This is a genomic window from Flavobacterium sp. W21_SRS_FM6, from assembly GCF_052119645.1.
Classification (GTDB): domain Bacteria; phylum Pseudomonadota; class Gammaproteobacteria; order Enterobacterales; family Alteromonadaceae; genus Paraglaciecola.
Genome location: NZ_JBGQOM010000005.1, coordinates 310,608 through 332,820, shown reverse-complemented (window position 1 = coordinate 332,820; position 22,213 = coordinate 310,608). Strand labels below are relative to the sequence as shown.

Annotated in this window: 18 protein-coding genes; 7 read left to right on the top strand and 11 right to left on the bottom strand. The window is 43.5% G+C overall.

Features of this window, described 5'->3' with window-relative positions:
- From uraH to glpT, 4 genes are all read left to right on the top strand, one after another.
- Positions 1-327 (top strand): hydroxyisourate hydrolase, encoded by a 327-nt coding sequence (gene uraH / locus ACEN2L_RS11150; RefSeq protein WP_306022789.1) that lies wholly within the window; start codon positions 1-3, stop codon positions 325-327.
- Complete coding sequence (gene guaD, locus ACEN2L_RS11145) at positions 327-1,661, top strand: guanine deaminase (protein ID WP_441743736.1); 1,335 nt, start codon at positions 327-329, stop codon at positions 1,659-1,661. The genes uraH and guaD overlap by 1 nt, the downstream gene beginning before the upstream one ends.
- Positions 1,662-1,680: 19 nt before the next feature.
- Positions 1,681-2,904, top strand: coding sequence for a urate hydroxylase PuuD (locus tag ACEN2L_RS11140; RefSeq protein WP_441743734.1), 1,224 nt, complete (start codon positions 1,681-1,683; stop codon positions 2,902-2,904).
- A gap of 86 nt (positions 2,905-2,990) precedes the next feature.
- Positions 2,991-4,337, top strand: coding sequence for a glycerol-3-phosphate transporter (glpT, locus tag ACEN2L_RS11135; protein WP_441743733.1), 1,347 nt, complete (start codon positions 2,991-2,993; stop codon positions 4,335-4,337).
- An 18-nt stretch (positions 4,338-4,355) separates the two neighbouring features.
- Here glpT and ACEN2L_RS11130 read toward each other — a convergent pair whose 3' ends face one another.
- The 3 genes from ACEN2L_RS11130 to ACEN2L_RS11120 form a co-directional block, all read right to left on the bottom strand.
- Complete coding sequence (locus ACEN2L_RS11130) at positions 4,356-4,562, bottom strand: hypothetical protein (RefSeq protein ID WP_441743731.1); 207 nt, start codon at positions 4,560-4,562, stop codon at positions 4,356-4,358.
- A 143-nt stretch (positions 4,563-4,705) separates the two neighbouring features.
- On the bottom strand, positions 4,706-5,509 hold the full coding sequence (locus tag ACEN2L_RS11125) for an ion channel (RefSeq protein ID WP_306022784.1): 804 nt from the start codon (positions 5,507-5,509) through the stop codon (positions 4,706-4,708).
- 71 nt (positions 5,510-5,580) lie between these two features.
- On the bottom strand, positions 5,581-6,459 hold the full coding sequence (locus tag ACEN2L_RS11120; RefSeq protein ID WP_441743729.1) for an AraC family transcriptional regulator: 879 nt from the start codon (positions 6,457-6,459) through the stop codon (positions 5,581-5,583).
- Between the two features lie 182 nt (positions 6,460-6,641).
- Here ACEN2L_RS11120 and ACEN2L_RS11115 point away from each other — a divergent pair, with 182 nt between their 5' ends.
- Together ACEN2L_RS11115 and pckA are read left to right on the top strand one after the other, a co-directional pair.
- A complete protein-coding gene (locus ACEN2L_RS11115) occupies positions 6,642-7,787 on the top strand; it encodes an iron-containing alcohol dehydrogenase (protein ID WP_306022782.1) in 1,146 nt (381 codons plus the stop codon).
- Between the two features lie 298 nt (positions 7,788-8,085).
- On the top strand, positions 8,086-9,708 hold the full coding sequence (gene pckA / locus ACEN2L_RS11110) for a phosphoenolpyruvate carboxykinase (ATP) (RefSeq protein WP_441743727.1): 1,623 nt from the start codon (positions 8,086-8,088) through the stop codon (positions 9,706-9,708).
- Between the two features lie 115 nt (positions 9,709-9,823).
- Here the strand turns inward: pckA and ACEN2L_RS11105 are convergent, their stop codons facing one another.
- From ACEN2L_RS11105 to ACEN2L_RS11095, 3 genes are all read right to left on the bottom strand, one after another.
- Entirely contained in the window at positions 9,824-10,663 is an 840-nt protein-coding gene (locus ACEN2L_RS11105) for an ion transporter (protein ID WP_441743725.1), read from the bottom strand.
- A 120-nt stretch (positions 10,664-10,783) separates the two neighbouring features.
- Positions 10,784-11,185, bottom strand: coding sequence for a VOC family protein (locus ACEN2L_RS11100; RefSeq protein ID WP_441743723.1), 402 nt, complete (start codon positions 11,183-11,185; stop codon positions 10,784-10,786).
- A 75-nt stretch (positions 11,186-11,260) separates the two neighbouring features.
- On the bottom strand, positions 11,261-12,769 hold the full coding sequence (locus ACEN2L_RS11095) for an Hsp70 family protein (RefSeq protein ID WP_441743721.1): 1,509 nt from the start codon (positions 12,767-12,769) through the stop codon (positions 11,261-11,263).
- A gap of 218 nt (positions 12,770-12,987) precedes the next feature.
- On the opposite strand from ACEN2L_RS11095, the gene rlmF reads away from it, so the two are divergent.
- Positions 12,988-13,896 (top strand): 23S rRNA (adenine(1618)-N(6))-methyltransferase RlmF, encoded by a 909-nt coding sequence (rlmF, locus tag ACEN2L_RS11090; protein ID WP_441743719.1) that lies wholly within the window; start codon positions 12,988-12,990, stop codon positions 13,894-13,896.
- Between the two features lie 52 nt (positions 13,897-13,948).
- Here the strand turns inward: rlmF and ACEN2L_RS11085 are convergent, their stop codons facing one another.
- The 5 genes from ACEN2L_RS11085 to smc all read right to left on the bottom strand — a co-directional run bounded on the left by ACEN2L_RS11085 (position 13,949) and on the right by smc (position 21,811).
- Entirely contained in the window at positions 13,949-14,422 is a 474-nt protein-coding gene (locus ACEN2L_RS11085) for a hypothetical protein (RefSeq protein WP_441743718.1), read from the bottom strand.
- A gap of 26 nt (positions 14,423-14,448) precedes the next feature.
- Positions 14,449-14,781 carry a DUF3392 domain-containing protein gene (locus ACEN2L_RS11080; protein ID WP_441743716.1) on the bottom strand — a complete coding sequence of 111 codons (333 nt, stop codon included), beginning with the start codon at positions 14,779-14,781 and terminating at the stop codon, positions 14,449-14,451.
- Complete coding sequence (ligA, locus tag ACEN2L_RS11075; protein ID WP_441743714.1) at positions 14,782-16,815, bottom strand: NAD-dependent DNA ligase LigA; 2,034 nt, start codon at positions 16,813-16,815, stop codon at positions 14,782-14,784.
- A 114-nt stretch (positions 16,816-16,929) separates the two neighbouring features.
- Entirely contained in the window at positions 16,930-18,297 is a 1,368-nt protein-coding gene (gene zipA, locus ACEN2L_RS11070; RefSeq protein ID WP_441743712.1) for a cell division protein ZipA, read from the bottom strand.
- A 34-nt stretch (positions 18,298-18,331) separates the two neighbouring features.
- Positions 18,332-21,811 carry a chromosome segregation protein SMC gene (smc, locus tag ACEN2L_RS11065; protein ID WP_441743710.1) on the bottom strand — a complete coding sequence of 1,160 codons (3,480 nt, stop codon included), beginning with the start codon at positions 21,809-21,811 and terminating at the stop codon, positions 18,332-18,334.
- Positions 21,812-22,213 lie beyond the last annotated feature (402 nt).

Here is a 22,213-nt window from a genome sequence, read left to right as displayed (position 1 = left end):
ATGTCTATTAGTCTCTCGAGCCACGTACTGGATACGACCCTAGGTAAACCCGCTGCCAACATGAAGCTCACTCTGATCACCCCTGAAGGTAGAGAAGTAGAAGCCCTTACTAATAACGATGGTCGGTGTAATCAATGGCAAGCCACCGAATTTACAGCAGGTATTTATCAGCTTCGTTTTCATACCAAAAGCTATTTACTTGAGCACCATGCTGCTGCTTTTTATCCCTATGTGGATATTCATTTTGAGCTGGTAGAAGATGGCGGTCATTACCATGTGCCTTTGCTGATATCGCCCTTTGGCTTTAGCAGTTATCGGGGTAGTTGATGCAAATTACTTCTCCAATATTGGAAGCGGAAATGCGTCAGGGCTATCGTGCGCAAATTTTGCATTTTCCACAGGCCAGTGCTTCACCAAAAAGCGATTATGTGTTCATAACTGACGGCCTACTAGTTACGCGTAACGATAAAATTGAATTTATTGGCGATTATAAAAGCAATATAAATCAATATGATAATTTAAAATTAGTGGATTACTCTGGAAAATTACTGCTACCTGGTTTTATCGATAGCCATATGCACTTCCCGCAAACCGAAATGCTTGCCAGTTTCGGTGAACAGTTGCTTGATTGGCTGACAGATTACACCTTTCCGGTAGAGAATAAGTTTGCTGACAAAGACTACGCTAGCGCCATCGCTGAGGTGTTTTTGCGTCAATTGTATCGCCATGGCACCACTTCAGCCATGGTGTATTCATCTGTGCACAAAACGGCAACTGATGCATTATTTACAGCGGCGCAGCGTCAGAATATGTTGTTAATGGCGGGTAAAGTTTGCATGGACAGAAATTGCCCCACGTGGCTACAAGACACTGCGCAAACGGCCCAACAAGACAGCGCTGATTTAATTAATACTTGGCACGGCAAAGACCGTTTGCACTATGTCATCACGCCTCGTTTTGCACCAACTAGCACAGAAGCGCAATTAGCTGCGCTGGGCGAACTTGCCAAACAATATCCCAGCGTATTTATTCAAACCCACTTAAGTGAAAATCACAATGAAATCGCTTGGGTAAAATCACTTTATCCAAATCGCAAGCACTATCTTGATGTTTATGATCATTATGGTCTGGTACGAAAAGGAGCTGTGTTTGGTCATGGTATTCATTTAGAACAGGATGAATGGCAATGTTTAGCAGACAAAGGCGCCAGTATCGCATTTTGCCCTACGTCTAATTTGTTTCTAGGCAGTGGTTTGTTTGATTTAGCGAAAGCTGAACAGCATCACATTCCGGTCTTACTCGCCACAGACGTGGGCGGCGGAACCAGTTTTAGCATGCTCAGAACGTTAGGTGAAGCTTACAAAATATGTCAGCTTAAAGGCAATCAGCTCGATCCGATGCACGGTTTGTATTTGATGACGCAAGGAGCCGCGCTTGGACTTGGTCTTGAGCACCATATCGGTAATTTAAATCCAGGGACTGATGCAGATTTTGTGATCCTTGATCCGATGTTTGACGAGCTCAGTAGTTTGCGGTTTGCGCACCACCACACGCCCCAAGATTTAATCTTTGGGCTAAGTATGCTAGCTGATGACCGCGCCACCGTGGCAACTTACATTGCCGGTAAACCCGTTTATCAAGCCCCTCGGGGTGACTTGTAGTAATAGAAGGAAGTAGAAAATGCCTTGGTTTGATTGGATTAGTTTATTTGCTCGGTGGTTTCACGTCATCGCTGGTGTCGCGTGGATAGGTGCTTCATTTTATTTCATCTGGTTGGATAACAACTTACGTACCCCGCCCGATTGGAAAAAAGAAAAAGGCATCAAAGGTGACTTGTGGGCAGTGCATGGCGGTGGTTTTTACGAAGTTGCTAAATATGCTTACGGCCCCGCGCAAATACCAGAAAAACTCCACTGGTTTAAGTGGGAAGCCTACACCACTTGGTTAAGTGGCTTTTTCTTATTGGGCTTAGTGTATTATCACGGTGCGTCTATTTATCTCATTGACGCCAGCGTAATGCAGCTATCAGTGGCAGAAGCCATAGCCCGTGGTTTGGGATTAATTTTTGGTGGTTTGTTCATTTATGAAGCGGCTTGTCGCAGTCCATTAGGGCGTTCACCTGTTTATTTTGCGGTATTTTTATTGGCCCTCATCACCTTAGCTAGCTATTTAGCTTGTCATTGGTTTAGTGGCCGTGGGGCGTTTATGCATGTGGGAGCTTTAATAGGTACCATCATGGCTGGCAATGTCTTTTTTAAGATCATGCCCGCTCAGCGCTTAATGGTGAACGCAGTGGCAAACAAAGGCGAAATTGATCCCGCCTGGGGCGAAGCCGCTAAGTTACGGTCCGTGCACAATAATTACTTTACCTTGCCTTTGCTGTTTATCATGATCAGTAATCATTACCCCATGACCTACCAGCACGAGCTTAACTGGTTGATATTGGTCGCAATTGGCATTGTTTCAGCATGGATACGTCACTACTTTAACCTTAAACACATCGGTATAAGCCGTCCATCAGTGCTGATTACCGGCGCTATTGGTATGGTATTAATCGCTTTATGGGTGTCGATGCCACGCTCAGAGCCGGTAGGTGAGTTCGGTGACAATGCTGCAAGGGTAAACCAAGTAAGCGCCCCCGTGCTCACTGAGGAGCAACAGGACGTGTTTGATATAATTCAAACACATTGCGCTAATTGCCACGGCGCGAATCCCACTGATGATATCTTTGTGGTGGCTCCGCTTGGTTTGATGTTAGATAACTGGCAACAAGTTGAGGCTCGTGCTCCACTTATATACCAACGTGCTGCGGTGTCTAAAGATATGCCTTTGATGAACAAGACCGCAATGACAGAGGATGAGCGCCAAGTTATCGCGCGCTGGTTTACTCATTTACAGCCTTAATAAATGTTAAGGACTTGTTTACAACCATAGACAAGTCCTTGCTTTATTTGCTCTAATTAGCCAAACACTATATTTAAAGCCTTGTTATGTTTGGAATTTTTAGACCTGCCCCCCACCAACCCCTAATCGAACAAGATAAAATAGACAGCACTTACAAACGATATCGGTGGCAGATCTTTATCAGTATTTTTGTCGGTTATGCCGCCTATTACTTGGTACGTAAAAACTTTTCCCTAGCCATGCCATTTTTAATTGAAGAATATGGTTACAGCAAGGGCGAGCTTGGTATCGCTTTGTCAGCGGTTTCCATTGCTTATGGTTTAAGTAAATTTTTAATGGGTAGCGTATCTGACCGCAGTAATCCTCGCTATTTTTTAACTACTGGCTTGCTTATTTCAGCCGGGATCATGTTTATTTTTGGTTTTAGTGATTGGGCACTTCGAAGCGTTAGCACTATTTTTATTTTGTTATTTCTCAATGGTTGGGCGCAAGGTATGGGCTGGCCCGCCTGTGGTCGTACTATGGTGCACTGGTTTTCAGGCAACGAGCGTGGCCGTACGGTGTCGTTTTGGAATATCGCTCATAATGTTGGGGGGGGGTTAATCGGCCCAATCTTCATTTTAGGAATGTCATGGTTTAATGATTGGCAAAGCGCCTTCTATTTACCTGCGGCAGTCGCAAGTTTTGTCGCTGTGTTTGTTTTTTTAACGCTCAGAGATACCCCGCAATCTCTTGGCCTGCCCTCTATCGAAGATTACCGTGAAGACTACCCCAAAAACTATGATCAAAGTCATGAACAAGAACTCACTGCCAAGCAAATCTTTTTAAGTTATGTACTCAATAACAAATTATTGTGGTACATCGCTGTGGCCAATGCATTTGTTTACTTGATCCGTTATGGCGTACTCGACTGGGCACCGACCTATTTATCTGAAGCAAAAGACTTCTCAATCAATAAAAGCTCTTGGGCCTATTTTTTGTATGAGTGGGCGGGCATTCCAGGCACCTTACTGTGTGGTTATATCAGTGACAAATGGTTTAAAGGACGCCGTGCGCCAGCCGCCATTTTATATATGGTGTTAGTCCTCATGGCGGTATTAATTTATTGGCTAAATCCCGCCGGCAACCCTGCGGTTGATATTGCCGCATTGATGGCTATTGGCTTTTTGATTTACGGCCCCGTCATGTTAATTGGCTTGTTTGCCTTAGAGCTAGTACCCAAAAAAGCAGCGGGTACTGCAGCAGGGCTAACAGGTTTATTTGGTTATTTAGGGGGCGCCGTTATTGCTAATATCGCCTTAGGTTACACCGTTGATCACTTCGGTTGGGATGGTGGCTTTGTACTCTTAGTCGGAGGTTGTATCGGTTCAATCGTTTTAATTGGCATGACCCTTAAACACGAAATAGCGCACGAACAGAGCAAAAAACACTAAACAACACAACCATGCATATCATCCTTCAAGATGAATGTGCAGGGATACTTTTTGAATCAACAAACTGATCAACTCAGGCTGCATATACACGTAATTATCGGCTATAGCGAGGCAGACCACCGGGGTATGTTTAAGCAGCTTATCGTATTTGCTATTTACTTTACTTTTGTGGGCTTTTTCCATCACAAAAACGATATCAGCCCACTCAATTAAATCACCCGACAAAGGAGTTTCAGCGTCTTTATTGGTACCACAACCAATGGCAGATAAGCCTTTGCACTCATTAAAAACAGCCTCAGCAGTAGGGCTTCTGAGCCGATTTTCTGTACATACAAATAACAGGTTTACGGGCTTACTGAGCTTAGAGATTACAAACTTCCTTCTGTTTCGATATGCACAATATGACCACAATGTTTACAATGAATGGCATCACTGTCATGGCGATTCAAACCACAACTAGGACACTCATATTTGACTTTATTTGGCCGGAATATGGTTTGGATCAGGCGCAAAAATAATGAAATCCCAAAGATCATAATCAGCACTGCCAGTATACGCCCATCGGTACCTAATAAAGTGATATCACCAAATCCGGTGGTCGTTAAGGTGGTAATTGTAAAATACAATGCATCAACGTAATTGGCTATCCCCGGATTTTTACCCTCTTGACTCACTAACACCACGGCGGTAATAACAAAAATAAACACCAGAAGATTAACAATACTAAACAAAATTTCTTCATTGGCTCGCACGAAAGACGACTGGCGACGCAGGTTTTTTATAACATGATAAGAACGTAATAAGCGCAGTGCTCTGGCAACCCGCAAGAAGCTAAAGTTTGCAGCCAAAGAAGGAGCGAATAAAGATAAAATAACGATCAAGTCCGCCAAACCAACGGGATGCAGTATATCTTGTACCCGCTTTTTACTGATAAATAGTCTGGCTAGCAGTTCAACTACATAAACAAGGCCGATACCAATTTCAATCCAGCGTAATTCACTAAAATAATGAAAAAAAGAGGAGATAATAAAATAACAAATAGTTAAGGCATCAAAGGCCAGCAAACTCCATCGAAAACGATTAGCGGCACGACTATTACCAAGGTAAAGCAGTTCAATTTTGCGTTTAAAGCGGTTCTGAGTTTTACCCTCAGCGGTACTTGCTGTAGTCATAGAATGGGTCAATGTGGTGTTGAGTTATTGCTGTATCAGCAAGACTAGCGACTTATGCATGATGTTAACATTCAATAGCTGCTAGGTGATTGATTAAAATGGCGTTTAAATTCACGACTAAACTGTGATGGGCTACTATATCCGACCAAATTTGCCACTTCATTGGTGCGTTTTCCACCCACATGAATCAGCTCTTTGGCCTTGCCTAAACGCACCTTTTTTAAATACTGCAAGGGTGATTCCATGGTGACTTGACGAAACGCGCGGTGAAACGCCGATACGCTCATGTTAGCTTCAGAGGCGAGTGCTTCAACACTGATCTCTTTCGAATAGTCCACATGCACTCGATTTAAGGCTTTGGCAATACGCGCATAGTGCCCTTCGTATTGGGCTAATCCCAGTAACGTATGCCGTTGTGGCCCTACTAAAACCTGATAAACAATCTCTCGAATAAGTCCTGGACCTAAGATCGTAGAGGCGGTTTTATCTTTCAAGGCATCGAGTAAGCGAATACAAGACATTTGAAACGCCATATCTAACTTAGCTGCCTTTAAGCCACATTCGAGCACTTGTTTGTTATTGCTCTGCAGCCCCTGTTCAAGATAAAGCAAATTGACTAGTTCGTGTAAAAATGAAGGTGGAACATCAATACTGAGTCCGAGTATCGCTTGATCATCTTCGACAAAGGCTTCACATTCCAAGGGCAGCGGTACACCGATTACCAAATAATTACCAGCGCCGTACTGTACCGCGTGGTCGCCTAAATGAATGACCTTTCGGCCCTGGCCAACAATAATAATACCTGACTGATACAAAAGAGGTTGGCGCACGCTGCTTTGACTGGCGCGATAAAAATGGACACCGGGCAAATAAGTTGAACTATTTCCCTCTAAGTTTTGTAAGTGCATGTGGGCAACGTAATCTTGCATCATGCTTGCGATATCTAACATATAAAAGCTTATCCTGTAGAAGTTTGATGAATCTACTTAAAAAAGTAGGATTAGGCAAGATATTGGCGCATTTATCGGTTATAAAACTTATTTTAAAGCACTATTATATAAGCACACTACAAAATAGATTTAGTATTACACGATTGAATATCCTTTTATCAATCATCAACAGGAGACAGAGTATGAAATTTTCATTTTTAAATCCGACTAAAATTGAGTTTGGCCAAGGCCAGATCGCCACTATCAAAACTAATATTCCCAAAGACAGTAAAGTGCTGGTTATCTATGGTGGCGGTTCAATCAAAAAGAACGGTGTTTATGATCAGGTTGTGACAGCGCTTGCTGGACATGATTGGCAAGAGTTTTCTGGTGTTGAGCCAAACCCTACCGCTGAAACCTTAGACAAAGCTGTTGCCATCGTTAAAGATCAAGGCATTAACTTTATTCTTGCTGTTGGTGGTGGTTCAGTGATCGACGGCGCTAAATACGTTGCAGCAGCAGCAAAATATAATGGAGATGGTTGGGATATTCTAACCGGTAAACATCAAGTTAACGACGCAGTGGCCATCGGTGCCATTTTGACTATTCCTGCTACAGGTTCAGAGTCTAACGGTGCATCGGTTGTCACCAAAGCAGCAACCCAAGATAAACTCGCGTTTATATCTCCTTTGGTATTTCCAAAGTTTGCCGTGATGGATCCAGACGTAATGAAAACCTTACCACAGCGTCAATTGGCCAATGGTGTAGTAGATGCATTTGTCCATACCTGTGAGCAATATTTAACATTCCCAGCTAATGCTATGGTACAAGATGCATACGCTGAATCTTTGCTTAAAATCCTCACCACCCTTGCCAGCAACTTTGACAAGCAAGATGACAGCTGGCGCGAAAATTTGATGTGGGCAGCCAACCAAGCACTTAATGGCTTAATTGGTGCTGGTGTTGCACAAGATTGGGCGACTCACATGATTGGTCATGAATTGACCGCTTTATACGGTGTTGACCACGCTCGTTCACTGGCCATCGTGCAGCCTTCATTGCTACGCAATCAAATGAGCTATAAAAAAGCCAAATTAGAGCAAATGGGCCGCAACGTATTTGGCCTCAGTGATGGTGAAGACTTAGCAGAGCGAACTGTCCAAGCTATTGAAGCCTTCTATCACAGCTTAGATGTGGCAACTCAGTTGACTGAACACGGTAGCGATAAAAACGCAGCAGTTGAAGCCGTTCTTAATCAGTTGAAAAAACACGGCATGGTTAAAATCGGTGAGAATCAATCGATTACACTCGAGCAAAGTAAAGCTATCCTGGAAGCCGCAGTAGCGTAACGGTTTTTTAGTTCCAAAGGCAACTGAACCCTGATTTAGTTGCCTTTTTATATACCTAGCGCCTTGCCTGTAACATTTTCTGCACACAATTGTTAATACGATGTTTTAAGCCCGCACGACAAATTCCTTCCTAGCTTATAGGCTAACGCCCTCTATTGGCTCAGCGACAGACAGTTATAAGCCTGAGTGATAACCAATATAACGACAAAAGACTACTCAGCATCTAGGCAATCTGGCTCAATGTAATTGCGTATATGCTTTACGTTTTTTTAAAAGACACCTTTGGGGGGCGCGATTTATGGCACAAACAATGATTATTAAGCAATTAGCGCAATACGGCATCATGGACGTCAGTGAAGTCATCCACAATCCATCTTATGAGCAACTGTTTACCGAAACCACCTTGCCTTCATTGACTGGCTTTGAGCGAGCGATGCAAACTGAATCTGGCGCGGTATCAGTTGATACTGGTATTTTCACCGGACGCTCACCTAAAGATAAATACATAGTATTTGACGATGTCACCAAAGATACCGTGTGGTGGTCAACCCAAGGTAAAAATGACAACAAAGCCATTAGTCCAGCCATTTGGCAAGATTTAAAGTCATTAGTTACCCAGCAATTATCCGCTAAACGTTTATTTGTGGTAGATACCTACTGCGGCGCAAACGAAGATAGTCGTCTTAAAGTGCGCTTTATTACTGAAGTCGCTTGGCAAGCTCACTTTGTAAAAAATATGTTCATTCGCCCTACCGAAGAGGAGTTAGCTGATTTTGAAGCAGACTTTGTGGTGATGAATGGGGCGAAAACCACCAATCCAAATTGGGAACTGCAAGGATTACATTCAGAGAATTTTGTGGCCTTTAACCTCAGCGAAAAAATTCAACTCATTGGTGGTACATGGTACGGCGGCGAAATGAAAAAAGGCATGTTCTCGATGATGAACTACCTATTGCCCCTCAAAGGTATCGCGTCAATGCATTGCAGCGCCAATGTGGGCAAAGACGGTGATGTAGCGATATTCTTCGGCTTGTCAGGGACCGGTAAAACTACGCTGTCAACCGATCCGCATCGCCAGTTGATCGGAGATGATGAGCACGGCTGGGATGATAAGGGTGTTTTTAATTTTGAAGGCGGCTGTTATGCCAAAACCATCGATTTATCGCAAGAAAACGAACCTGACATTTACCATGCGATCCGCCGAAATGCCCTCTTAGAAAATGTTGCTGTTGATGCCGCGGGGCATATCGATTATGCCGATAAGTCTAAAACCGAGAACACCCGAGTGTCTTATCCGCTCGATCATATCGACAACATCGTAAAACCTATCTCGCGTGCCGGTCATGCCAATAAAGTGATTTTCTTAACGGCCGACGCCTTTGGTGTCTTGCCGGCGGTGTCTAAACTGACACCTGAACAAGCCCAATATTACTTTTTATCAGGATTTACTGCCAAACTTGCAGGTACTGAGCGCGGTATTACCCAGCCTACCCCAACATTTTCAAGTTGTTTTGGCGCGGCTTTTTTAACACTCCATCCAACGACATATGCCAAAGTATTGCAGCAACGTATGCAGGCTTCAAACGCTCAGGCTTATTTAGTAAATACGGGGTGGAACGGCTCAGGAAAACGTATTTCGATTAAAGCCACACGGGCCATCATTGACGCGATTTTAGACGGCAGCTTAGATGCAGCAACTTGCACTCCCTTACCTATTTTTAATTTGGCAATACCGACACAGCTTAAGCATGTGCCAGCAGAATTACTCGACCCGCGCAGTACGTATGCAGACGAGGATGAGTGGCACCATAAAGCAGAAGAGTTAGCTGATCTTTTTATTACTAACTTCAGTAAATTTACTGATACCAACAATGGTAAAGCATTAGTCAGTGCGGGACCCCATTTGCTTGCAATGAGCTAAACAAAACCAACCTTATAGTCTAGATTCAGGCTACGGCACCCAGTCAGTGATGATTGTTGTGCCGTTTTTTTTAACATCCCTGCCCTACCTACAAAAGATACGTAGTTGCTAACGCTCATTTAGTTGCAGAAGGATTTTTGAGCTCTGCTCTGAGGGCAGTAACCTCTGACTGTAACTGCTGCAACAGTTGCAATAATTGCTCTTGGGTAGCTTGTTTGGCGTCGTGCTCCTCTTGATGCTCTTCATCGTGCATGCTTTGCACCGCATTAACGATGACGGCAATAAACAGGTTTAACATGGTAAAAGTGGCAATAAGAATGAATGGAATAAAAAATGCCCATGCATAGGGAAATTCAGCAATAACAGGCCGTGCAATTCCCATCGACCAGCTTTCCAGTGTCATGACTTGAAACAAGGTATATAAGGATGCCCCTATACTGCCAAACCATTCCGGAAAAGCCTCACCAAATAGCTTCGTAACCATCACTGCTGCCACGTAATAGACCAGTGCCAACACCATCGCAATAGATAACATGCCATTTAATGACTTCACCAAAGCACCGACGATTTTGCGCATAGATGGCACGAATGTAAGTACCCTTAAGACCCGCAATACTCTTAATGCACGAAGTACCGCAAAAGGACCACTAGCAGGTAATAAAGCAATACCTACCACGACAAAATCAAACACGCTCCACGGATTTTTGAAAAACGCTAAGCGATAGGCATAAAGCCTTAGGGCTATTTCAAGCACAAAAACACTCAAAATAGCCTTATCTAGCAATAGGATAAAGCCCCCGATGGTGTTCATTACCGACGGCACCGTTTCTAGGCCTAGCGTGATGGCGTTGATTAAAATTAGGGTGAGTAATATTCCTTGAGTCAGGCTGTTTTCAACTAAGGTACTGACTCGCTGTTGAAATTTTGGCTTTGTTACAGGTTGGACAGGGCTCATACGCTAACTCAATATTAATTTTGCGCTATTGTATGTAAGGCAAGGTGCTCGTCAATATGTGCGTCGCTTAATTTTTTGCTGGTGCCCTTGAGCACCATAACTCAGATACCTTAAATAGCGTTAGGGCTTGTTGCGTTCATCCCACAGCTTCGGCTCCCAGAGTTCGACTTTGTTTCCGTCTGGATCCATGATCCAAGCAAACTTGCCATTTTCATGGGACTCAGGCCCCGCCACCAAGTCAATGTTTTCGGCTTTTAACTGCTCAATTAAGGCAAGTAAGTCATCCACCCGATAGTTGATCATAAAAGATGATTCACTGGGGCTAAACCATTGACTATTTTTATCAGCCAACGCCCAAACCGTTATGCCGTCGTCGTTCGCTTTATCATCTGGCCATTTGAGTACGCAGCCACCAAAACTTTCCAACGACATACCAAGGTGCTTTTCGTACCAACTGGCCAATGCGTTACTGTCGCCTTTACACTTTAGAAATACACCGCCAATACCGGTCACTTTAGCCATGATAATATTCTCTTTTCGTCAGTTTATGAGCTAAGCATAGCGAGTTTTGTGCACATAATGCACCCTTTTAAAGGTTTATCTATTTGCCAGTTTAGCCGCTTGGATAGCCAAGCCTTCACAAACAGAGTTAAATGCATCACCTTCTATCAATGGCAAATGAGGCAACATCAGTTCATGCAGCTCTTTTTTGACAATAGGAGATAAACTCATACCGCCAGTAATAAAGAGCATCTCAGGTGGCTCGGCGCTGTTGGCTAAGCATTCTGTGACTAAGCGTTTTACCTTTGTAAGCCACGATTGCATTGACTTATTTAAATCTTCGGTACTGATATCAACGTCGTAATCAGTCTCAATATAGTGCAGCGGTAAGGTAATATGCTCTTTAGATGACAGCATCTCTTTGGCGAGTCGAGATGAGTTAACCAAACGGGCAGATAACTTCTCTTCTTGCACCACTAACAGTCGCTCTAATAACTCAGGCTCTTTGACTAGTGACTTAGTTTGGGCGATTTCAAGGCCGTATTCGTCAGAGAAAAACTGGTTAAGCCTAGGAATATCATCCACCGCACACATATCTGAAAAATACGCCGGTGGAACAGGCAAACCATTATAGGTTAATAGTCCTTGACCCATAGTGGGTGCAATGGATTTTACAATAAGGTTTTTGTCGCACTCCATACCGCCCAAACGGGCACCGGTAACCGACAGTACATCTTGTTGGCGATCGAGATTGGCAAATTTACTTGGTGATAACTTAATGCAACAAATATCAGTGGTACCACCACCAATATCGATGACCAATACATTAGTGTGTTTGTCTAAAGTACGTTCAATTTTGTAGGCTGCGGCAATAGGCTCTTCAAGAAATTCTACATGTTTAAAGCCCGCTTTTTCAGCGGCTTGCGTCATGATGTCAATGGCTTGTGTGTTGCCTTCTTCCCCTCTAGAACCATGAAACTTAACTGGTCGGCCAATCACTGCGGTATCAACTGATTGTTGCAATTGTTTTTCAGCACTTAGACGAAAAAACTCTAATTGTTTGGCAATCATACCAACAAAAGCTTGGTGTTGGCCGGCAATTAAATTAGCACCTAAAAAGTTTTTTGGTGAGTAGATTAGGCGCCCTTTCTCTGGCGTTTTTAAATACCGTCTAAAGCCCCCTTCTCCGAAAGCAAATTCACCGGTTTCAACCAAACGATGCAAGGGCACATCTTGCACGGTCATATCCTCTAATAACACTTCGATGGCTCGGCGCTGTAAAGCCGGAGTATTATGAAATTGGGCCCTTAACTCATCGATTTTATCGCTGAACATTTGTTGTTTATCAGGGGTAATCGCTTCGTAATACCCTTCTTTGGCTTTTTCAATCTGCTGAGAAATTGCGCCTTTTATCTGCGTTACTTTAGCTTCAATTATTGAATCTGCAGGCCTTGGTAATTCCCCGTCATAATAAATGAACACTGATGAACGGATTTTGTTTGCTGATTCTTGCGAAGGATCTAAGGTGATAAAATGGTGTTGTTGTCCGTCAAAATAAATTGCCTCAGAGTTAGAGGTACCGTAGTCAATTCCAATCGCTGCCATTTTTACCGCCAGTTTGCCTAAAATAAAGCCGCGGATTGTAATGTAAAATGGTCTTCAACTCATTAGATGATTTGCCTGAATTGAATGAAAACCAGTGAGTAATTTTCATATCAGGGTAATTAACGTTGAGGAAAGTGGTAAAATAGCGAAAACGACACGTCTCGACTCCCTTGGATCCGTGCTCACACTTTGACTTAATTATTGAAATTTAAATAAAAATGCACGCTAATAACCTTCATAAACATGGCTACGATTTTAATCTTTTAACCCGTACTTTACCTGCATTACAGCCCTTTGTTATTGCCAATTCTGAGCGGCGTCTCACCATAAATTTTAGTGATCCCCTCGCGGTCAAATTGCTCAATCAAGCTTTGCTTAAACATTATTATAATCTTACTTATTGGGATATTCCCGATGGCTTTTTATGCCCACCTATTCCCGGGCGCGCTGACTATATTTGTCACATCGCAGATCTCCTTAACGCCTCACATATTGTCAAGAACGATAACCAGATAATTGGCTTGGATATTGGGGTTGGCGCGAACCTTGTTTACCCCATTGTCGGCAGTCAAGTTTATCAGTGGGATTTTATAGGGAGCGAAATTAATCCTAGCTCACTTGCCTCAGCGCAACGTATTATCGACTCTAATACGAAGCTTGCGGAGCATATTACGCTTCGCCCGCAGTGCAATGCAGACAACATATTTAAAGGCATCATTTTACCCCAAGATACACTGACGTTTACGATTTGCAATCCTCCGTTTCATGCTTCAGCCGCTCAAGCCATTAGCGGCACACAACGAAAAAATAGAAATCTCGGGCGCAATAAACAAAAACGGGGGGTAACAGCAGACAAGCAGCCTTCAACATCTCTTAATCATTTGAATTTTGCTGGGCAACAAAATGAATTGTGGTGTAACGGGGGTGAAGTGGCTTTTATTAGAAAAATGATAAACGAAAGTCAGCTCTTCGCTAAGCAAGTGCGCTGGTTTACTTGTTTAGTCTCCAAAAAAGAGCATCTAACGCTACTCTATCAGCAACTAGAAAAGGTCAATGCCAATGAGGTAAAAACCGTCAACATGAGCCAAGGGAGTAAGATAAGTCGTTTTATTGCTTGGCGATTTTAAATCTGTTTAACCAAAGCCAAAGAAATAAAACAAGCCTTCCCTGAGGCATAGCTTACTCTAGGTTTGTTTCGCATGTTCTCTTGACGGTAAATACCTTACCCGACGCATAACTTTTGTACGAAAAAAACTCATTGTTCAGCTCTTGAATTTCATACGCATCGTAGAGTGAAGGATCGCTGGTATCAGCAGGATATACGCTACCTTTGTCGGCAAACGCTTGTACTGATGTAAAATAAATTGGGTAGCGAAATCCCCACATTCCCATCTCACTCCACTGCTCTTTAACGCCTGATACCTCTACGGTAGTAAAATCTATTTTGTATGTGCCGTTTGACGCTCTATTCACTACCCACTTCTGATACATGCCATTTTCATGTATTTTCTCGCCACACCACTGACCAAGTAAACTCTCTCTCATGATAGTATTTTGTTGCTTAGCTGGCACAGACTGGGGGCTTTGGATGGCTTGCTTTGCAACGCATCCTGCCATCAACAGCAAGGCAAAAAGCAGACCTGTAGTTTTCAATGCTGTTCTGCTTTTACTTTTTAATTTCATATATACCGGCGACGCTCAGCCAAATACCCCAACAGTAAAAATATCAAAATAATTGATATTCCGCGATACACAAAGGGGATCATGAGCAAAAGTTGTTTTACAAAAGGCGCGGCGAAAACCGTTAATAATCCATAACCAAACGCGCACACCACAACAAATACTAAGGTACGAATAATAAAATGATGAGGACTAACAAAACGTTTTAAACGTTTATTCAGCACATCACCATATATGACTAATACGGTGGCTACCATGCTCAGCGCGATAGCCGAATAATGTGGCTGCATAACACGGCTAAGTTGGCTTAATAGCGATAAAATAGCGTCCATCTATGCCTCTAATTCACTGAATAATTGTAACATCTGCTCTTCATTCATGACTTGTATGCCCAGTGATTCGGCTTTAGCAAGCTTAGAGCCAGCACTTGCCCCAGCAACGACCACAGAGGTTTTAGCTGAAACACTGCCTGCCACTTTTGCGCCAAGATTTTGCAGTTTTTCTTTCGCTTCATTACGGTCCATTTGGCTTAATGTACCGGTCAAAACATAGGTTTGTCCGGCTAAAGGAAGAGACTCAAGAGCGATTTTTTCAATCTTCGGCCAGGTAATGCCTGCCTGAATCAAAGCAGCGATCACCTCAAGATTGTGACTTTCTCTGAAAAAGTTGTACACGTGTTCTGCTACCACCACCCCAACGTCACTGACCGCTTGCAATGCTTCTAAATCAGCCGCGATGATGGCATCTAAATCACAAAAATGTTTGGCTAAATTGGCAGCTGTGGCCTCACCCACTTCTCTAATACCCAGAGAGTACAAAAACTTAGCTAAAGTAGTGCTTTTACTCTTCCCAATAGCAATAAGTAAATTCGCAGCAGATTTGTCACCCATGCGCTCTAAATTAGCCAATTGCATAAATTCTAATGTAAAGAAATCAGCTGGTGTGAGAACCAGGTTTTGATCCACCAATTGTTCAATTATTTTGTCGCCCATGCCATCAATATCGAAGGCTTTACGAGAAGCAAAATGTTTCATTGCCTCTTTACGCTGGGCAGCGCAGTACAAACCTCCGGTACAGCGAGCTACGGCCTCTTCTGCTATTTTTTCTACCGCTGAGTTACATACCGGACAATGAGTTGGAAACCTGATATCTTGAGCATCAGCTGGGCGTTTAGCGTCAACCACGGCAACTACTTGTGGTATTACATCCCCTGCTCGGCGAACAATAACACTGTCACCGATTTTTAAACCTAAACGCTGAATTTCATCTTGATTGTGCAATGTAGCATTAGAAACGGTCACTCCCCCCACAAATACCGGCGTTAAACGGGCTACCGGTGTAATCGCTCCCGTCCGGCCAACCTGAAACTCCACATCAAGGACTTGCGTCATTTCTTCTTGGGCCGGAAATTTATGGGCAATGGCCCATCGCGGAGCACGGGCCACAAAGCCAAGTTCTTGTTGCAGCGCGATACTATCGGCTTTAAATACGACACCGTCGATATCATAATTTAAGCTATCGCGACGTTCGCCAATCTTTTTATAGTAAGCCAAGCACTGCTGTGCACCTACTGCCACATCTAATTCTTGGCTTAGCGGCAACCCCCAAATACTGAGCTGCTCTAAACGGGCTGAATGTGTGGGCGCTAAAGGCGCTTGTTCGTTTTCTACTAGGCCCAATGAATAAGCAAAAAACAATAAAGGCCGTGCTGCGGTAATTCGTGAGTCTAATTGTCGTAAACTTCCCGCTGCGGCGTTACGTGGATTAGCAAAGACTTTTTTGCCCTCTTTCGCTTGGCGCTCGTTAAGTGCAGCAAAACCGTCTCGGGTCATGATCACTTCGCCGCGCACTTCTAAGCGAGCAGGAAAACTATCGCCGCGTAGTGATAAAGGTACATTCCGAATGGTGCGCACATTCGCGGTAATATTCTCCCCTACACTGCCATCACCTCGAGTTGCCCCTCTTACTAACGTGCCATTTTCATACAATAAACTCACCGCTAAACCATCTAATTTTGGCTCGCAACTATAAGCAATGTCATCGTTGCGTTTTACTCGGTCCTGCATGCGCTTTTCGAAAGCTAAAAAAGATGCCTCATCAAAGGCATTGTCCAGAGATAACATCGGTACTTCATGCTCAACTTGCGCAAACTGTGCCAGTGGCGTGCCGCCTACTTTTTGACTGGGTGAATCGCTGCTAATCAATTCAGGAAAGGTTTGTTCAATTTGCTTCAGTTCAAGCATCAAACGATCATATTCAGCATCAGGCACCGTTGGATTATCAAGCACGTAATACTGATAATTAAATTCAGCAATGTCTTTTTTTAATTGATTGAGGCGCAGAGTCGCATCGTTTAAGTTTGCCATTGATTAGCATTCCACTGTAAAAATTAACACATGAAAATAGAAAGTATAAAGAATTAAAAAGCCCTAGATTAGCGAGGTAATCAGGGCTTAGCTTCTGTACTATTTGGTATTAGACTATTGACGGTTAACCATTCGCTTGCGTTCAAATTCACGTATTTTTTCCACGTATTGTTGCAAGCTTTGTTTGGTCAATAATGCCCGTCTCCCATCATAAACGTGAGCAGAAAATTCATCAGCGATTTTTCGAGCCGCATTATGCATCATGTTAAATACCTGATGAGGGTCACCTTCAATAGGTAAGATCATAAACAATGAAATACCCAAAGTCGTGAAATTCTCGAGGTTGTCAATATCGAAATTACCCGGTTTAAACATATTAGCCAAACTAAATAAAACTGGGCCTTTACCGTTGGCGTTGACATGGCGATGAAAGATATCTTGATCACCAAATTTAAACCCTAAGGTCAGTAACATCGGTAACAAGGCCGCACCTTGGATAGGATGTCCTTCTGCTGCTTTGACGTTTAACACCAAGACTTCTTGGGCTATTTCCGCCGGTTTCGCCTTAGGCTCTGACGACGCAGGTGCCGCTTCTTTTACCGGCTCATCTTCAAAATCGATACGCAATTGGTCTTCTGCAATTTTCGGCTCACGGCGCTTTTTACCGGCAATATCTGCTTTTTTCCCCATCACTAACTGGCGTGCTTGTTCGGCTAAGCTGACCTTTTCTTGCGCAGGCTCAGGCGGTTTGACTGGCTCAGGCTCAGCACTTTTTGGCTGTTCAAGCGGCGGCGTTTGTTGCGCGTTTTTTTTCAAGGCATCCATATCCACTGCCGATGTTTGTGGCAATGTCGGCTCGTCTTTTTTTAACAAAAAAGGCGGTGGTTCAGGTGCTTGGTATTCGTCTGCAGGTTTAGCCGTATTTGCCGTCGACGAGCTCTTAGCACCGCTGCCATTACCGTATTTAGCGGCATATTCAGGTTTAGGCTGGCTGACAACAGAGGCATATACCTTGCCAGTGGAAACCGGTTTTACTTCGGGAACGATGGCTGGTTTAGAGGGCTCAAAATCATCTAAACTTGGAATATCGTCGACGTTGTCAGTTAGGGGCTGCGCGACAGTTGAACTACTTGGTTTGGCACTCACAATTCTTACAGCACCAACACCTAGATCGTCAAATTCACCTTCGCCTGGCACTTGACGAGCCTGAGGCGCCTTGCCTTGCTCGACATCAAAATCAATTTTAATGTCTCTTTTGTCGTCATCTCGGGTGAAAAACCCCGCGGCTCCTTGAGACGAATCATCTTCTGATAACTCATCATCATGCCACCCACTGGGCTGCAATTGAGGTTTGCCAGCTCCGCGCTTGGTTAGTTTACTTTGACTGTTTTTTCTGGAAGTCCAAATACCATGGACCAATACGGCTATAATAATGCAACTACCTAGAGCCAGTAATATCCAACGAAATACACCATCATCCATTTAAACATTTACCCTTTTTTATTATTATTCATCATTAAGCTTGGGCTATCGCCACAGCTTCTTCTACATCTACTGCAACCATGCGTGACACACCTGGTTCAGACATGGTAACACCGGTTAGATGTGTAGCCATTTCCATCGCAATCTTATTATGGGTTATATAAATAAACTGCACTGTTTTTGACATTTCTGATACCAATTTACAAAAACGACCAACGTTGGCATCGTCAAGAGGTGCGTCTACTTCATCCAACAAACAAAAAGGGGCCGGATTAAGTCTGAAAATGGCGAACACCAATGATAAAGCGGTCAGCGCTTTTTCTCCACCAGAAAGCAGGTGTATTGTACTATTTTTCTTTCCTGGCGGTCTTGCCATAATGCTTACCCCTGTTTCGAGTAGATCATCATCGGTTAGTTCCAAGTACGCTGAGCCACCACCAAACACTTTGGGAAACAACATTTTTAAATCTTCGTTGACTTGATCGAACGTTTCTTTAAAGCGCGAACGGGTTTCTTTGTCAATTTTACGGATTGCTTGCTCAAGGGTATCTAAGGCTGAAACGAGATCGTCATTTTGAGTGTCTAGATGAAGTTTACGTTCTGCTTGTATTTCATATTCTTCCACTGCGGCTAAATTTACTGCACCTAAACGGGCTACGGCAGCACTGGTTTTTTCAAGTTCCTGTTGCCACAGGTTTTCATCCGCGCCCTGTGGTAAGTGTTCAAGCACAGCATCTAAGGATTGTTGTAACTCTTGCAATTGTTCAAGTACGCCATTTGCCCTCACTCGATAACCTTCGCAATCAAGCTTGATACTTTGTAATTCGGTTAGCATTGCCTGAATTTTGTCGGTAACGCCTTGCTGTCCTTTTTCAGCGAGACTGATTTGCTTGTCAAGTTCGCTTAGTTGCTCAGTGAGGTCTTGTTGCTGTAAATCTAATGCAGCGCGCTGCTCTAACAATAATTGCAGATTTTCGGCTTGATCCTCTAAGGGCAAGCTTAACTCGATAAATTCTGCCTTTAGCTCAGCCAGCTTTTCATGCATGTTTTTTAGTTGCTGGGCTTCTCGAGCCTGTGTGGTTTGTAAATTACTATATTGGCTTTGAATACTTTGCAAATATAAGGCAAGTTGATGCAGTTTCGTTTTACTGTTGTCTACCTGATTTCGAGCTATTTGAATCTTGCTTTGGTTTGCTTCTCTGGCCTGCTCAATACCAGCTTGTTGTTCATGCAAATCAGCCACGCTCAATTCTAACTCTTCAGCCTGCATTGATAATTGGGCCAGTTGCTCTTCTTCATCCGCGGCGAGTTCTTGTTGTTTGATTAGTTCATTTTGCAGTTTTTCTATGCGCCCCGTATTTTGTTGCACCTGCCCCTGTAATAAGGTTAATTGCGTGTGTACCTGCTGATGTTGCTGCTGAAATCCATCATGTTGACTCTTGGCCAGCCTGACTTTTTGCGTGGCATTTTCCAATTCACCTTGCAACTCATCGAGTTCGTCTTCTAAATACTGTATGCGTTTTTCACTCGCACTTTGTAGCTCTTCAAGCTGCGAAATTTGGCTGGCACGCTCCAGTAAACCGCCTTGTTGTGTCATCGTTCCGACAATGAGCCAATCATGTCCTAACCAATACCCTTGCGGGGTAATGACGCTTTGATGAGGGGCAAGTGAAGTCACAACTGTTTTTGCTTGTTCAATTGTTTCAGCAATAAATACATCACAAAGCCAAGTAGGCACTCGAGGATTGTGTATTTTAGCAGCAACACTGTTTGGTGGAATATTATCTGAATACTCATCCAGCAATAGCAGTTTGCTACCAACAAAATCTTCTATGTAAGGCAATACCCCAGACGCATTTTTTAACTGCACCGCTTGTTGCCAATGTTGAGTCAGGCACTCAAACGCCTTCTCCCAGCCTGCTTTAACCTCTAAGGTTTGCCACCACAGATCATATTTGAGCTTATGCTGCGATAAGGTCTCAGCCAGCGCATTATTGGTTTCACCTTGTTTTTGTAGTAAACGTAATGCGCTTAACTGGGCTTTAATCTGCTGTAAGTCGCCTTGTTGACTCAGTTTCTGCTGTTCTCGATGCTTTATTTGTTGCTGCAGTGCTACTAGGCCATCTTGCTCTTTTTGCCAACTTTCGCCACTGACACTTACTTGCTGTTGTAATTCGGCAAGCCTTGCATGGACTTGTTCAAGCTCTACTTCTGATTCAGCGTCGACCAGCTCTGACAATTCTATTTTTATGTCGCTGATGCGCTGTTCGGTGCGCTGTTGCATACTGAGTAGTGACTGAATTTGACCATGACAAGCTTGCGCTTGTTGTTTGCTATTTTGATACGATTGTTCTTGCATTCGCCACTGGCTTTGCTGCTGATTGGCGTGTTGTTCGCTGCTAAAAAGCTGCTCTTGGGCCTCATCTAACTGTTCTTCAAGTACCTGTTTTTCTGGTTCGGCCAAGCTTAATTGTTCATATAAATCACTCAGTGTTTCACTATGTTGCTGTAACTGAACATCGTGTTCATAAATGGCACTTTGCAATACCCTGATTTCTTGTTCAACTTTTTGCCTGCGTTGTTTGGTATGAATTTGATTTTGCTCGATACGGCTGATATCGGTCGCTACTTTGAAAATGTGTTGTTGCACATCCCCGAGCTGTAGCTTGAGCTCTTGCTGCTTTTCTTTAAATTCTGTTAAGTCTTTTTCTTCACCACGCTGACGAGTAACGTAGGCTTCGATCTCGTTATTTTTCTTTTCAATATCGAGTTCAAGCCCCTCAATTTTCTTACTGTGCTTTAACCAGCGTATCGCGGCTAACTGGCCTTTTAAGGTACGCTCTTGCTGCTTGAGTTCTTTGTAACGTTTGGCCGCTGCGGCTTGACGCTGCAGTTTTTCAAGCTGCTGGCCAAGCTCCCCGCGTACATCAGCTAGTCGCTCAAGATTTTCTTTGGTGTGACGAATACGGGTTTCTGTTTCTCTGCGGCGCTCTTTGTATTTTGACACCCCAGCGGCTTCTTCAATAAAAACCCGAAGTTCTTGAGGTTTAGACTCAATTAGTCGTGAGATCATGCCCTGCTCTATAATGGCATAGCTACGCGGACCCAGACCTGTGCCTAAAAACAAATCGGTGACATCACGGCGGCGGCACTTGCTGTTGTTTAAGAGGTAACTTGATTGGGCATCTTTGGTTACAATGCGTTTTACTGATAATTCGTTGTAGCCGGCATATTCACCCTGGATTCGCCCTGATGAATTATCAAACACCAATTCTACGCTACATTGAGATACCGGTTTACGCGCCGTTGAGCCATTAAAAATGACATCGGTCATGGCATCACCGCGCAAATTTTTAGCAGAGCTTTCGCCTAATACCCAACGCACCGCATCAATGACATTAGATTTGCCACAGCCGTTTGGCCCGACTATCGCGGTCATGTCATCTGGAAATGGAATGGTGGTTGGATCGACGAAGGATTTAAACCCTGCCAATTTAATTTTTTTTAAGCGCATAGTGACACAGCGTGTTCCGATGATTTTATAATTTTTATGCGAACTACTGCGAATGTATCAAATGTCGTCAAGTGTCACAATTAGCGTTTTACCTAAAACGCTAAATCTACCAAGCAAGTCTGTTTTTGGTTTACATTCAACCGGTTTTTAAAGGGCCTCGCGTAAAAAACAGGCAGTTAGGTGGACGACTCACTAAGTCAGAATATATTGAGTTCCTCAGCACCAGGGTTCAAAAAAACTGAGTCGCATTGACCGTAAAAGATAACTGCATTATTGACAGTCGCTATCGGTTATTAACTCACGATTCATTCATCACGCACCAGCGCTCTTAGCAAAAGGAGGATTGATCAGCAAAGTCATCAAGTGTAACAATTGACGTTTTGATCAATGACCATCAGCCCT